The sequence below is a fragment of the Paracoccus everestensis genome, from assembly GCF_021491915.1.
Classification (GTDB): Bacteria; Pseudomonadota; Alphaproteobacteria; order Rhodobacterales; family Rhodobacteraceae; genus Paracoccus; species Paracoccus everestensis.
This window is the reverse complement of the sequence record NZ_CP090836.1, coordinates 1,111,560-1,124,218: the sequence shown is the minus strand read 5'-3', so window position 1 is coordinate 1,124,218 and position 12,659 is coordinate 1,111,560. Positions and strand designations below refer to the sequence as shown.

The window sequence follows — 12,659 nt, the reverse complement described above, 5'->3', positions numbered from 1 at the left end:
GCCTTCTTTCCCGCCTTTTTCGGACTCATGCGGCCTTCTGCGCCACCAGCCGTTCGACGGCGGCAATGATCGTGCCCATGGTCGAGATGTCGAAATCCGACTTGTCGGGTTCATTTGCGTTGAAGGGGATGGAAATGTCGAATTCCTCCTCGATCGCGAAGATCGCCTCGACCAGCCCCAGGCTGTCGATGCCCAGATCCTCCGGGGTCGAATCGTCGCTGATCTGGTCGGGCTCCAGCATCGCCTGTTCGGCGATGATTGCCCTGATGCGGTCTTGGGTCCGGTCGGTCATGAAGCCTCCTGCTCAGCCCTTTTCCAACAATCGTGTAACAGTTTCCTGAAGCCGCGCCAGTTGCTCGGCATAACGCGGCAGGCGGCGAACGGCCTTCTGAATTTCCAGCTGGGTTTCCATCTTGACCGCCGGATTGCCCAGGATTACGCGGCCAGCCGGGACACGGGTGAAAATCTTGCTGGCCCCGCCGGCGATCACATCGTCGCCCACGTCGATATTGTCGTTGACCCCGACCTTGCCGGCCAGAACCACGCGGTTGCCGACGCGCGCCGACCCGGCAATGCCCACCTGCGAACACAACAGGCAATCGTCGCCCACCGAGACATTGTGGCCCAGCATCACCAGGTTGTCGATCTTCGTGCCGTTGCCGACGCGGGTCGCGCGGATGGTGCCCCGGTCGATGGTAGAGTTCGCGCCGATCTCCACGTCGTCGCCGATCTCAACCCCGCCAAGCGAATGGATCCGCGTCCAGTGCTGCTGCTTGATGGCCTCGCGTGCGCCAAGGGTGCGGCGGATTTCCTCGATCCCCGATTCCTCGGGCGTGACAAAGGAAAAACCATCGCCCCCGATCACCGCGTTCGATTGCGCGATCAGCCGGTGGCCCACGGTGACGCCATGCGCGATGCGCACACCCGCGTGCAACAGCACATCATCGCCCAGATGCGTCCCGCGGCCAATCGATACGTGTGGCCCGATCCGGGCGCCCGTCCCGATCTGGACATCCGCGCCGATCACCACGAACGGCCCGATGGCCGCATCTGCCCCGACCTGGGCCGAGGGGTCGATCACCGCGGTGGGATGGATGCCGGGTGCGATGTCGGGACCGGGATCAAACGCCCGCGTCAACCCCGCCATCAACAGCCGCGGGCGCGGCGCAAAGATCGCGGCCCTGAGGCCGAGCGCCTCGGGGTCCATTCCTTCGGCCAGGATCGCCATGCCGCCGGGTTGCAGGGCCGCGGCATATTTCGGGGACATGGCCATGGCGATCACCCCGCCCTCGGGGCCGACCGGGCCGGTGGCCTGCGGTTCGGCCGCGCCCGTCACCGGCAGATCCAGGTCGCCCCAGCCCCTTGCGTCCAGTGCCTGCGCCAGTTGCCCGATGGTGAATGCCATGATCGCCCCCTTGTCGGAATGGGGCTTAGACTTTTCGAGCCTATGAATCCAGCCCGGCCTTCTGGATCGCGTCCCACAAGGGCGCCTCGCGGCCATAAACATCCTCGAACCGGCGGATGGTGCCGTCGGCATCGGGAAAGGCGGTGAAATAGACCAGGTGCACCGGGACGGCAGGCGTCAGCTTCAGCCAGGCTTCCTTGCCGCGATCCACGGCGCGGTGGAACATGGCCTGCGGATCGGCGGTCTGTTTCGACAGCAGCGCATAGGCCAGGTCAAAGGGATCGCCGATGCGGATGCAGCCGTGGGAATAGGCGCGGGCCGCGTTCGCGAACAGATGCTTGGTGGGCGTGTCATGCAGATAGATGTTCCAAGGGTTCGGAAAGATGAACTTGACCAGCCCCAGGGCATTGTCGTCGCTGGCCTTCTGCCGCATCCGATACGGGAAATTCGCCGCCGTATAGCGGCCAAAGTCGATGCGGTCGCGGGCGATCACATTGCCGTTGCCGTCCACGACATCCAGATGGGACACCGCATTGCGGTTGGCCTGCAATTTCGGCAGGTATTCCTTGACCGTGATGGAACGGGGCACGTTCCAGCGGGGGTTTGCCACGACATATTCGATTTCGTCCGAAAACTCGGGCGTTTGCCGGTCGTGATCGGTGTGGCCCACGACGACGCGGGTGCGGAATACCTCGGCCCCGTTTTCCACGATGCGGGCGGTGTATTCGGGGATGTTGACCCAGACATGACGGGCAGACAGATCCTCGGACCCCATCCAGCGCATCCGTTCCAGGGCCACGACGATCGCGCGGTTGCGGGCATCGGACGGCACGTCCCCGTTCAGATGGCCGATGGTCTTCGGCCCAGCCACGCCGTCGGACGGCAAGCCCGCTGCGGCCTGAAAGCGGGCGACAGCGTCGGCCAGTGCGGCATCATAGGCATGGGGATCCGCCGCAGGGGCGCCAAAGCCGATGGATTCCAGGCGCGCACGCAGCGAAACGATCCCGGGATCGCGCATTCCGGGCCGCCACAGCCCCTCGGGTGCGCGCGGCAGATGGGCGGGGGCGGCCAGCCCGCTGTCCGCGCCCAAGGCACGCTGCAGCGCCAGATAGGCCGGGTGGCGCGGCTGCAAATCCAGCAGGAACTGTCCGGGATCGGGGGCCAGGGTAAAATCGCGGATCAGCCGGTCGATCGGGGGACGCGCCACCTCTCGCTTGATCAGCGGATCGACAGACGCGGGGCGGACCATTCCCCCGGTCATGTCGCGCAGATAGCGGACAAGGATTCGCGCCTGTCCGACCTCGGCGGTCACGTCGGCGGCATCGGATGAGAGGGATGCAGCAGCATAGCGCCCCGCCGGGATGCCGTGCCGGGGGGCGGTTGCAGTCGCCTGGATCAGGGCCGCGCGCAATTCGCCCGCCCGTTCTCCCAAGAAGATCGGCCGCAGCCCATGCGATCCGTAATAGGCCGCCAGTTCTGGAACAGCCGCCGCTTGGCCGGCCAATTCCATGTCCTGCGCACTGAAATCCAGGCGTGGTGCGGCGGCAACACCCACGGCCGGGGCCAATCCGACCTGCGACTGTGCAACCGCCGATTGTCCAGCCAAGATCAATACAATAGCAGCAAAAAATCCCCAACCGCGCATCAATGATCTTCCCTTGATTGACTTGGATTCTGCCAGTTTGGAAAGGCTTCCACCAGCAAATGCAGGACAATGAACGGGCACTGTCCGGCAATGGTTGCAGCCGCGCCACAGGGTCGCGACCATCGCGCCACAGCGCGTGGACATCGGCAGGATTTCGCCTAACTTTCTGAAATTATGCCGATGAATACAGGAATCTGTTTCTGACCCCACGGGCTTTTGACATATTGTTAGCTAACCGAGGATAACCTTGGCGGCGTCGCAAGGATTGTGGCGGAAAAAAGACGAAGCGGGACAGGCGATCTGACATGACATTCGACCTTCTTTCACGTCGCGGCATTCTTGGTGTGTTCGCGGCTACAACCGTGGCGGCAGCACCGGTTATGGGCAACGCCTTTGGATTGCTGCGGGGCGCGGGCGATATGCGCCGCATTCGCATGTATTCCGGCCGAACCGGAGAAAGCCTCGACACCGTTTACTGGGTCGATGGCAAGTACATCCGGGAATCCCTGAACGAGATCAACATTTTCATGCGTGACTGGCGCAGTGGGGAAGTGATCGGGATCGACCCCCGCACGGTCGACGTGGCCGCCGCCTCGCACCGGCTGCTGCAAACCAACGAACCCTACATGATGCTGTCGGGCTATCGCTCTCCGCGCACGAACGCGATGCTGCGGCGGTCCTCGGGCGGCGTTGCGCGCAATTCACTGCACATGGTGGGCAAGGCCGCCGACCTGCGGTTGAAGTCTCGCTCGGTCGGCCAGATGTACAACGCCGCGATGTCCTGCCGCGCCGGGGGCGTGGGCAAGTATTCACGGTCGAACTTCGTCCATATGGATTGCGGCCCGGTCCGCAACTGGGGCGCCTGAAACGCAACCGTCCGAACCCGCCCGCCTTCAACGCCGCCCGCCCCTGCGCGCGCGGCGTTTTTCGTCATGCGCCTTGCCGAATCAATCGCATGAGGGAAGCGCCTTGACGGCGGCGCGTTATTACTGACACCATTTCATTGCAATAAGCGACAACCGGAAGCTGCAGATGCCGCACATGACCCGTCGTTATCGAACTGCCAAGAAGATCCAGGCAACAGCGATCCAGTTGGCGGTGCGCGACGGGCTGGCAAACGTCACGACCGAGGCGATTGCAAAGGAAGCCGGGATCAGCACCCGCACGTTCTTCAACTATTACCCCTACAAGGAAGCGGCCATGATGGGTCCGCCGCCCGATTACCCGGCCGATGCGTCCGAGCAATTCGTGAACGGCCAAGGCACGATGATCGAGGATCTGGACCGCCTGATCACCGTGCATCTGACGCGTTTTCTGGATGAACGGGAATTGCTGGCTCATATCCTGGCGCTGTCCAACACCGACCCGAAACTGGACGCGTTGCGCAATTCGACGATCCTGTCGCGCCGCGCGCAGATGCGCGACCTGCTGCGCCGCCGCTGCCCCGATGCAAAGCCCGCCCAGATCGAGATCCTGGCTGCCGCCATCGTCGCCGCCACAAATGCCGCCACTAAGGACTGGGCCAGCGGAGAGGTTGACGATTTCGTTGCTGCCGCGCGTGAAAACCTGTCTCTGATCCAGCCCGCCGCAGGGATGCTGACGCAACGCCCGGCTTAGACGCGCAGCATCATGCGGTAAAGATTGTCCAGGAAAGGCTCGGCTTCGACGAACGGATCATGGCCGGGTCCAAGAACGGCGCGCACCTGCACGTCGAAATCCGCGTAATGCTGGGTCAGCGCCCAGATCGAAAAGATCAGGTGGCGCGGCTCCATGGGGGCCAGGCGGCCCTCGTCCATCCAGCCTTGCAGAATTTCTGCCGCGCGGTCCACCATGTCGCGCAAGCCCCCGCCCAGTATTTCGGTCAGATGCGGCGCGCCTTGCAGGATTTCATAGGCAAACAGGCGGCTTTCACGGGGGAAGCGGCGCGACATCTCCAGCTTGGCGCGGACATAGGCCATCACCTCCTCCAGCGGGTCGCCCGCGGGGTCGATGCGGATCATGGGGGCCAGCCACATATCCAGCAGGGTCGTCAGCAGGGTCTTGTGGATGTCGTCCTTGGACGCGAAGTAATACAGCACGTTGGGCTTCGACAGGCCCGCAGCCTCGGCGATCTGGTCGATGGTTGCGCCGCGAAAGCCGTTCACGGAAAAAACCGACAGCGCCCCTTCCAAGATCAGGTCGCGGTTCTTCTGCTGGATGCGGGTCAGGGGCGGCTGCACGCGATCTGCCATTCCGATGTCTTCCCCCATGGCGCGTTTTTCGGCAGCAGGCAGGCCACCCCGTTCGGGACGCTTGACTGAACCCTGCCCCGTGCTAGCGTGATCCTGACCATTTGGTCAATAAAGGAAGGGCTTACGGGTGAATGCCCGTGCCCGGGCCAATCACGCCAACCCCGCGCCAGAACGGGGCAGCCAGACAGGAAGGACAGCGGATGAGCGATGCCAGCGGGGCTATTGCGACCGCCAATATGCGGATCGACAGCGAACGGCTGTGGGACAGCTTGATGCAGATGGCCGGGATCGGCCCCGGCGTGGCGGGGGGCAACAACCGCCAGACCCTGACGGATGCCGATGCCGAAGGCCGCGCCCTGTTCCAGCGGTGGTGCGAAGATGCGGGAATGGCCATGGATCTGGACCGCATGGGCAATATGTTCATGCGCCTTGAAGGCGCGGAACCCGACCTGGATCCGGTTTATATCGGCAGCCACCTGGATACGCAGCCAACGGGGGGCAAATACGACGGCGTGCTTGGCGTGCTGTCGGGGCTGGAGGTGATCCGGTCGATCCGCGACATGGGGCTGACCACGCGGCGCCCCATCGTGGTCGTGAACTGGACGAACGAGGAAGGCAGCCGTTTTGCGCCTGCCATGCTGGCATCTGGCGTGTTCGCCGGCGTCCTGACCGAGGATTACGCCAACGGCCGCACCGATGCCGAGGGCAAGCGGTTCGGCGACGAACTGGACCGCATCGGCTGGCGCGGGACCGAGGCTCCGGGCGATCGCCGCATCCATGCGATGTTCGAATACCATATCGAACAAGGCCCGATCCTCGAGGCGGAAAACAAGCAGATCGGCGTCGTCACCCATGGCCAGGGGTTGTGGTGGCTGCAAGTGACGCTGACCGGCAAGGACGCGCATACCGGATCGACCCCCATGACCATGCGCGTCAACGCGGGCCTGGGCATGGCGCGCATCATCGAGGCCGTCCACCGCATCGCCATGGACCACCAGCCCGACGCGGTGGGGGCCGTGGGCCAGGCAAATGTCTGGCCGAACAGCCGCAACGTGATCCCGGGCCGCGCGGTCTTTACCGTCGATTTCCGTTCGCCCGATCTTGCCAAGCTGACCGCCATGCGCGCCCGGCTGGAGGACGAGGCGCCCCGGATCGCCGCCGACCTGGGCTTGGGGATCGACATCGAACCGGTCGGTCACTTCGACCCGGTGGCCTTCGATCCGGGCCTGGTTCAGACGGTTCGGGCTGCGGCAGAGCGGCTTGGGTACAGCCACATGAACATCGTCTCGGGCGCGGGCCACGACGCCTGCTGGATCAACCGCGTCGCGCCCACCGTGATGATCATGTGCCCCTGCGTGGACGGCCTGTCCCATAACGAGGCCGAGGAGATCACACCGGAATGGGCAAGCGCCGGGGCGGATGTGCTGCTGCACGCTGTGCTGGATGCGGCCGAGGTGGTGGGGTGAGATCGAAGGCCGGGGGCCAGCCCCCGGACCCCCGGGATATTTGGACCAAAGTGAAAGGGACGACGATGAGCACGGTCATTCGAGGCGGAACGGTCGTCACCGCCGATCTCAGCTACAAGGCGGATGTGCTGGTCGAGGGCGGGCGCATCGCCGCCATCGGCCAGGGGCTGACCGGAAACACGGTGCTGGACGCCACGGGCTGCTATGTCATGCCGGGCGGCATCGACCCGCACACGCATCTGGAGATGCCCTTCATGGGTACCTATTCCGCCGATGATTTCGACAGCGGCACCCGCGCCGCGCTTGCGGGCGGGACGACGATGGTGGTGGACTTCGCACTGCCGTCCCCCGGCCAGGGGCTTCTGGACGCGCTGCAGATGTGGGACAACAAGTCGGGCCGCGCGCATTGCGATTACAGCTTTCACATGGCGGTGACCTGGTGGGACCAGCAGGTCTTCGACGAGATGGCGGCGGTGGTCGATCGTGGCATCACCAGCTTCAAGCACTTCATGGCCTACAAGGGCGCGCTGATGGTGAACGACGACGAGTTGTTCAGCAGCTTCCGCCGGGTGGGCGACTTGGGCGGCGTGGCCCTGGTTCATGCCGAAAACGGCGACGTAGTGGCCGAACTGTCCGCCCGCCTGCTGGCCGAGGGCAATACCGGACCCGAGGCCCATGCCTATTCCCGCCCCCCGCAGGTCGAGGGCGAGGCCACCAACCGCGCCATCATGGTGGCCGACATGGCGGGAGTGCCGCTTTATGTCGTCCACGTGTCCTGCGAAGACAGCCATGAGGCGATCCGTCGGGCGCGGTCGCAGGGCAAGCGCGTCTGGGGAGAGCCGCTGATCCAGCACCTGACGCTGGACGAAAGCGAGTATTTCAACGCGGACTGGGACCATGCGGCACGGCGGGTCATGTCTCCGCCCTTCCGCAACAAGCTGCACCAGGACAGTCTTTGGGCCGGGTTGCAATCGGGGTCTTTGTCTGTGGTGGCGACCGACCATTGCGCCTTTACGACGGCGCAGAAGCGGACCGGAGTGGGCGATTTCACCAAGATCCCCAACGGCACGGGTGGTCTCGAGGATCGGATGCCGATGCTGTGGACGCATGGGGTCGCGACCGGGCGGCTGACGCCCAACGAATTCGTGGCCGTCACCTCGACCAATATTGCCAAGATCCTGGGGATGTATCCGCGCAAGGGCGCGGTGCTGGTGGGCAGCGATGCCGATCTGGTCGTCTGGGATCCCGAGGCCGAGAAAACCATCAGCGCCGGAAGCCAGCAATCGGCCATCGACTACAACGTGTTCGAGGGGCAGCGGGTCAAGGGCCTGCCGCGCTATGTCCTGACGCGGGGGGTTGTCGCGGTGACGGATGGCACGCTGGACAGCCGCGAGGGCCACGGCGAGTTCGTCGCCCGGGAACCGCGCGGCACGGTGAACCGGGCGCTCTCGGCCTGGAAGGAACTGACCGCGCCGCGCCCGGTAGAGCGGTCCGGCATTCCGGCAAGCGGGGTGTGAGTTGACCGCCATCGAGGCCCGCGACGTCTCCCTGACTTTCCACACGGCCGACGGTCCGGTCCACGCACTGAAGGATGTGAGCCTGACCATAGAGCGGGGCGACTTCGTCAGCTTTATCGGCCCTTCCGGCTGCGGCAAGACGACCCTCTTGCGCGCCATTGCCGCACTCGAGGCGCCGACCGCCGGCACTCTGGCGGTCGCAGGCATGACGCCCGATCAGGCAAGACGCCAGCGGGCCTATGGTTACGTTTTTCAGGCGCCGGGGCTTTATCCCTGGCGGACGATTGCGGGAAACATCAGCCTGCCGTTGGAGATCATGGGCTTTTCCCGGCCCGACCGCGCGCAGCGGATCGCGCGGGTGCTGGATCTGGTGGACCTGACCGGCTTCGGTGCCAAGTATCCCTGGCAGTTGTCCGGTGGGATGCAGCAGCGCGCCTCCATCGCCCGTGCCCTGGCCTTCGACGCAGACATCCTGCTGATGGACGAACCCTTCGGCGCCCTGGACGAGATCGTGCGCGACCGCCTGAACGAGGCGCTGCTGGATCTGTGGAAGAAGACCGGCAAGACCATCGGCTTCGTCACGCATTCGATCCCCGAGGCGGTGTATCTGTCCACCAGGATCGTCGTCATGTCGCCGCGTCCGGGCCGGATCACGCGGGTGATCGACAGCCCTCTGCCCCGCGACCGCCCGCTGGAGATCCGCGACACGCCGGAATTCATCGCGCTTGCCCAGCAGGTGCGCGAGGGCCTGCGCGAAGGGCACAGTTATGACTGAGGCCGCGATCCTCTTTGGACCGGGCGCCCTGGGGCGCGTCCTGCCGATCCTGACCGTGCTGCTGGCCATTGTCGCGATCTGGTATCTGGCCGCGGTCTGGATGAATTCGACCTGGGTTCAGGACCAGGCGGCGCGGGCCGATACCGTTCTGACCACTGGGGATCTTGTCCGCCAAACCCTGACCCTGGAACGTCCGGTGCTGCCTGCGCCGCATCAGGTGGCAATGGGTTTGTGGGAAGGCGTCGCAGGGCAGAAGATCACCTCCAAGCGCAGTCTGGTATGGCATGGCTGGGTCACGCTGTCGGCCACCCTGGCGGGCTTTGCCATCGGAACGGCGGCGGGGATCCTGCTGGCTGTGGGCATCGTCCACAACCGCGCCATGGACCAGTCGGTGATGCCCTGGGCGGTCGCCAGCCAGACGGTGCCGATCTTGGCGATCGCGCCGATGGTGATCGTGGTCTTTGCCAGCATGGGCGTGACCGGGCTGCTGCCAAAGGCGATGATCGCGGCCTGGCTGTCCTTCTTTCCGGTGCTGGTCGGCATGGTCAAGGGGCTGCGGACGCCCGACGCGATGCAATTGGACCTGATGCACAGTTGGAACGCGTCCCGCAGGCAGCAATTCTGGCGGCTGCGCCTGCCCAGTTCACTGCCCTACCTGTTTGCCAGCCTCAAGGTCGCCATTGCTGCCGCCCTTGTCGGCACAATTGTCGGAGAGCTTCCCGCCGGCGCGACCTCGGGGCTTGGCGCGCGGCTGCTTTCGGGCAGCTATTACGGCCAGACGGTGCAGATCTGGTCGGCGCTGTTCGCCGCCGCAATCCTGGCCGCCATCCTCGTCATGCTGATCGGCGTGCTGGAACGCCTAGTGCTGCACCGCATGGGACTGGCGCGATGAGCGCGCTGCCCGTCATCGCCCTCTGGCTTGGCGCACTGGCCCTGAATACCTGGCTGTCGGGCTTTGACACCCGCGCGACCCGCCTTGCAGTGGCACTGATCTTCGGCGCCACGATCCTGATCCTGTGGGAGATGATCGTCCGCATCTATGCCATTCCGCCCGTGATCCTGCCCGCCCCCAGCCAGATCGGCGCCAGCTTCGCTGCCAATACCGCCATCCTCTGGACCGATTTCGTGCAAACCATCCTGAAGGGCGCGCTGACCGGCTGGCTGATCGGTGCGCTTGCCGCCGTGCTGACCGCCATCGTCATCGACCGCAGCCCCTTCCTGCAACGCGGGCTGCTGCCCATCGGCAACTTCGTCGCCGCCCTGCCCATCGTCGGCATCGCGCCGATCCTGGTGATGTGGTTCGGCTTCGACTGGCAATCCAAGGCCGCAGTGGTCGTGGTGATGGTGTTCTTCCCGATCCTGGTGAACATGGTGGCGGGCCTTGCCGCGACCGATCCCATGCAGCGCGACCTGATGGCGACCTGGGCCGCGCCATACGGGGCCAGCCTTTGGAAACTGCGCCTGCCCGCCGCGATGCCCTTCCTGTTCAACGGCCTGAAGATCACCACCACGCTGGCCCTGATCGGCGCCATCGTGGCCGAGTTCTTCGGCAGCCCGACCAAGGGCATGGGCTTTCGCAGCTCGACCGCGGTGGGGCGTCTGGATCTGCCGCTGGTCTGGGGGGAAATCCTTGTGGCGGCCATTGCCGGGTCGCTGTTCTATGGCATCGTGGCGCTGATCGAAAAGAAGGTGACGTTCTGGCACCCGTCGCAGCGCCGACAACGGGGGTAAGCCCCAACACAGGAGAGGGAAGATGAAGACACTGATGCTGAGCACCGCCATCGCCTTGGCCGCCGGTTCCGCCGGTGCGCAGGAACTGACCCTGCAACTGAAATGGGTCACCCAGGCGCAGTTCGCGGGCTACTACGTCGCCAAGGACAAGGGATTCTACGAGGAAGAGGGCCTGGACGTCACCATCCTGCCCGGCGGCCCGGACATCGCGCCGACCCAGGTGCTGGCGGGCGGCGGCGCAGACGTGATCGTCGAATGGATGCCCGCTGCCTTGGCAGCCCGTGAAAAGGGCCTGCCGCTGGTCAACATCGCGCAGCCGTTCAAGGCGTCTGGCATGATGCTGACCTGCCTCAAGGAAAGCGGCATCACCGACCCCAAAACGGACTTCAAGGGAAAGACCCTGGGCGTCTGGTTTTCCGGCAACGAATACCCCTTCCTGTCCTGGATGAGCCAGCTTGGCCTCTCGACCGAGGGCGGGCCGGATGGCGTGACCGTCCTGAAGCAAGGCTTCAACGTCGATCCCCTGCTGCAAAAGCAGGCAGCCTGCATCAGCACCATGACCTATAACGAATACGGCCAGGTTCTGGACGCCGGCATCGCACCCGACGATCTGGTGACCTTCAAATACGAGGACCAAGGCGTCGCCACGCTGGAAGACGGCCTTTATGTCCTGGAAAGCACGCTGGAAGACGACGCCATGGTCACCGACCTAGTCAAGTTCGTCCGCGCCAGCATGAAGGGCTGGAAATACGCCGAGGAAACCCCCGAGGAAGCCGCCCAGATCGTTCTGGACAACGACGAGACCGGCGCCCAGACCCTGGACCACCAAGTCCGCATGGTCACGGAAATCGGCAAGCTGACCGCAGGGTCCAACGGCACCCTGGACGAGGCCGATTATCAGCGCACCGTGGACACGCTGATGGCGGGCGGATCCGATCCGGTGATCTCGAAAGCACCGGAAGGGGCATTCAACCACATCATCACCGATCGCGCCTTCGACTAGGGCTTCTTCTTCATGCAAATATCCTCGGGGGAATCTCCGAAGGAGATGGGGGGCAGACAGCCCCCCTTCTTTCTTGCAAGCGGTGAAACAGCACGCCATAGCACCTTGCATGAGCCTGCCATCCCCCAGACACAGCTTTTCCGAGGACGCCCAGGGCATTGCCTTTGGCAGCTTTATGGCCGCCGTCAGCGTGGTGCTGTTGACGCATCTGGGATTCGTCACCGGGCAGACGGCGGGGCTGGCGATCCTGATCTGCTATGGCACCGGATGGGCCTTCGGCCCGGTATTCTTTGTCATCAACCTGCCCTTTTACTGGCTGGGCTGGAAACGCTTCGGCCCGACCTTTGTCGCCAAAAGCTTTCTGGCCGTTGCTATCCTGTCGGCGCTGTCGATGGTCCTGCCCGAATACCTGCATTTCGGGGAAACCCATCCCGCCGTGGGGGCCGTGCTGGTGGGCTGCCTGACCGGCGTGGGGCTGATCGCGCTGTTCCGCCATGGATCGTCCCTCGGCGGCATCGGCATCGTGGGACTGTATGTCCAGGACGCAACCGGCTTTCGGGCGGGCTGGGTGCAGCTGATCTTCGATGCGTGCCTGTTTCTGGTCGCCCTGTCCTTGCGCGACCCCATCACCGTGGGGTGGAGCTTTCTGGGCGCGGTTATCCTGAACCTGACGATTGCCGTCAACCACCGCAAGGACCGCTATATCGCCTGAACGCAAGGGGGCTGCTGACCGACCCGTTGCGCATTCCTCAGCGCGGTTTCGCGGGTCACCTCCGTTGGTGGTCCGGTCCAGCCTCACCCATTTGCGCTGCAGGTTTGCCGACGGCCCCCGTCTGCCTGAAATATCCGCAAGGCCTGGCGGCGCAAGTTTTACCATTTGATAAAA

13 protein-coding genes are annotated in these 12,659 nt (G+C 64.5%); 9 read left to right on the top strand and 4 right to left on the bottom strand.

What is annotated here, in order from left to right; all coding sequences use genetic code 11:
- Window positions 1-25: 25 nt before the first annotated feature.
- The 3 genes from LZ585_RS05530 to LZ585_RS05520 are packed head-to-tail and all read right to left on the bottom strand — an operon-like array spanning window position 26 to window position 3,011.
- Window positions 26-292: an acyl carrier protein gene (locus LZ585_RS05530; protein ID WP_234855419.1), complete on the bottom strand. Its 267-nt coding sequence runs from the start codon at window positions 290-292 to the stop codon at window positions 26-28.
- Between the two features lie 12 nt (window positions 293-304).
- Complete coding sequence (lpxD, locus tag LZ585_RS05525; protein WP_234855418.1) at window positions 305-1,405, bottom strand: UDP-3-O-(3-hydroxymyristoyl)glucosamine N-acyltransferase; 1,101 nt, start codon at window positions 1,403-1,405, stop codon at window positions 305-307.
- 40 nt (window positions 1,406-1,445) lie between these two features.
- Window positions 1,446-3,011 carry a L,D-transpeptidase family protein gene (locus LZ585_RS05520; RefSeq protein WP_234855417.1) on the bottom strand — a complete coding sequence of 522 codons (1,566 nt, stop codon included), beginning with the start codon at window positions 3,009-3,011 and terminating at the stop codon, window positions 1,446-1,448.
- Between the two features lie 344 nt (window positions 3,012-3,355).
- On the opposite strand from LZ585_RS05520, the gene LZ585_RS05515 reads away from it, so the two are divergent.
- On the top strand, window positions 3,356-3,916 hold the full coding sequence (locus tag LZ585_RS05515; RefSeq protein ID WP_234855416.1) for a YcbK family protein: 561 nt from the start codon (window positions 3,356-3,358) through the stop codon (window positions 3,914-3,916).
- Between the two features lie 175 nt (window positions 3,917-4,091).
- Window positions 4,092-4,667, top strand: coding sequence for a TetR/AcrR family transcriptional regulator (locus tag LZ585_RS05510; RefSeq protein ID WP_234855415.1), 576 nt, complete (start codon window positions 4,092-4,094; stop codon window positions 4,665-4,667).
- Here LZ585_RS05510 and LZ585_RS05505 read toward each other — a convergent pair.
- Window positions 4,664-5,281: a TetR family transcriptional regulator C-terminal domain-containing protein gene (locus tag LZ585_RS05505; RefSeq protein WP_234855414.1), complete on the bottom strand. Its 618-nt coding sequence runs from the start codon at window positions 5,279-5,281 to the stop codon at window positions 4,664-4,666. The two genes, LZ585_RS05510 and LZ585_RS05505, sit on opposite strands and share 4 nt — an antisense overlap.
- A gap of 200 nt (window positions 5,282-5,481) precedes the next feature.
- Here LZ585_RS05505 and LZ585_RS05500 point away from each other — a divergent pair, with 200 nt between their 5' ends.
- The 7 genes from LZ585_RS05500 to LZ585_RS05470 all read left to right on the top strand — a co-directional run bounded on the left by LZ585_RS05500 (window position 5,482) and on the right by LZ585_RS05470 (window position 12,485).
- Window positions 5,482-6,747, top strand: coding sequence for a Zn-dependent hydrolase (locus tag LZ585_RS05500; RefSeq protein WP_234855413.1), 1,266 nt, complete (start codon window positions 5,482-5,484; stop codon window positions 6,745-6,747).
- Between the two features lie 65 nt (window positions 6,748-6,812).
- Window positions 6,813-8,264, top strand: a complete 1,452-nt coding sequence (gene hydA / locus LZ585_RS05495) for a dihydropyrimidinase (RefSeq protein WP_234855412.1) — start codon at window positions 6,813-6,815, stop codon at window positions 8,262-8,264.
- A gap of 1 nt (window position 8,265) precedes the next feature.
- Entirely contained in the window at window positions 8,266-9,039 is a 774-nt protein-coding gene (locus LZ585_RS05490; RefSeq protein WP_234855411.1) for an ABC transporter ATP-binding protein, read from the top strand.
- Window positions 9,032-9,931, top strand: a complete 900-nt coding sequence (locus LZ585_RS05485; RefSeq protein ID WP_390625100.1) for an ABC transporter permease — start codon at window positions 9,032-9,034, stop codon at window positions 9,929-9,931. Before LZ585_RS05490 ends, LZ585_RS05485 begins: the two co-directional genes overlap by 8 nt.
- Window positions 9,928-10,770, top strand: a complete 843-nt coding sequence (locus LZ585_RS05480) for an ABC transporter permease (RefSeq protein ID WP_234855410.1) — start codon at window positions 9,928-9,930, stop codon at window positions 10,768-10,770. Before LZ585_RS05485 ends, LZ585_RS05480 begins: the two co-directional genes overlap by 4 nt.
- Before the next feature lie 22 nt (window positions 10,771-10,792).
- Window positions 10,793-11,773: an ABC transporter substrate-binding protein gene (locus LZ585_RS05475; protein WP_234855409.1), complete on the top strand. Its 981-nt coding sequence runs from the start codon at window positions 10,793-10,795 to the stop codon at window positions 11,771-11,773.
- Window positions 11,774-11,882: 109 nt separating this feature from the next.
- Window positions 11,883-12,485, top strand: coding sequence for a YitT family protein (locus tag LZ585_RS05470; protein ID WP_234855408.1), 603 nt, complete (start codon window positions 11,883-11,885; stop codon window positions 12,483-12,485).
- Window positions 12,486-12,659 lie beyond the last annotated feature (174 nt).

Excerpts from the sequence above, each read along its gene's own strand:
- LZ585_RS05530 (WP_234855419.1), bottom strand. The coding sequence starts at position 292 with ATGACCGACCGGACCCAAGACCGCATCAGGGCAATCATCGCCGAACAG.
- lpxD (WP_234855418.1), bottom strand. The coding sequence starts at position 1,405 with ATGGCATTCACCATCGGGCAACTGGCGCAGGCACTGGACGCAAGGGGC.
- LZ585_RS05515 (WP_234855416.1), top strand. The coding sequence starts at position 3,356 with ATGACATTCGACCTTCTTTCACGTCGCGGCATTCTTGGTGTGTTCGCG.
- LZ585_RS05510 (WP_234855415.1), top strand. The coding sequence starts at position 4,092 with ATGACCCGTCGTTATCGAACTGCCAAGAAGATCCAGGCAACAGCGATC.
- LZ585_RS05505 (WP_234855414.1), bottom strand. The coding sequence starts at position 5,281 with ATGGCAGATCGCGTGCAGCCGCCCCTGACCCGCATCCAGCAGAAGAAC.
- LZ585_RS05500 (WP_234855413.1), top strand. The coding sequence starts at position 5,482 with ATGAGCGATGCCAGCGGGGCTATTGCGACCGCCAATATGCGGATCGAC.
- hydA (WP_234855412.1), top strand. The coding sequence starts at position 6,813 with ATGAGCACGGTCATTCGAGGCGGAACGGTCGTCACCGCCGATCTCAGC.
- LZ585_RS05485 (WP_390625100.1), top strand. The coding sequence starts at position 9,032 with ATGACTGAGGCCGCGATCCTCTTTGGACCGGGCGCCCTGGGGCGCGTC.
- LZ585_RS05480 (WP_234855410.1), top strand. The coding sequence starts at position 9,928 with ATGAGCGCGCTGCCCGTCATCGCCCTCTGGCTTGGCGCACTGGCCCTG.
- LZ585_RS05475 (WP_234855409.1), top strand. The coding sequence starts at position 10,793 with ATGAAGACACTGATGCTGAGCACCGCCATCGCCTTGGCCGCCGGTTCC.
- LZ585_RS05470 (WP_234855408.1), top strand. The coding sequence starts at position 11,883 with ATGAGCCTGCCATCCCCCAGACACAGCTTTTCCGAGGACGCCCAGGGC.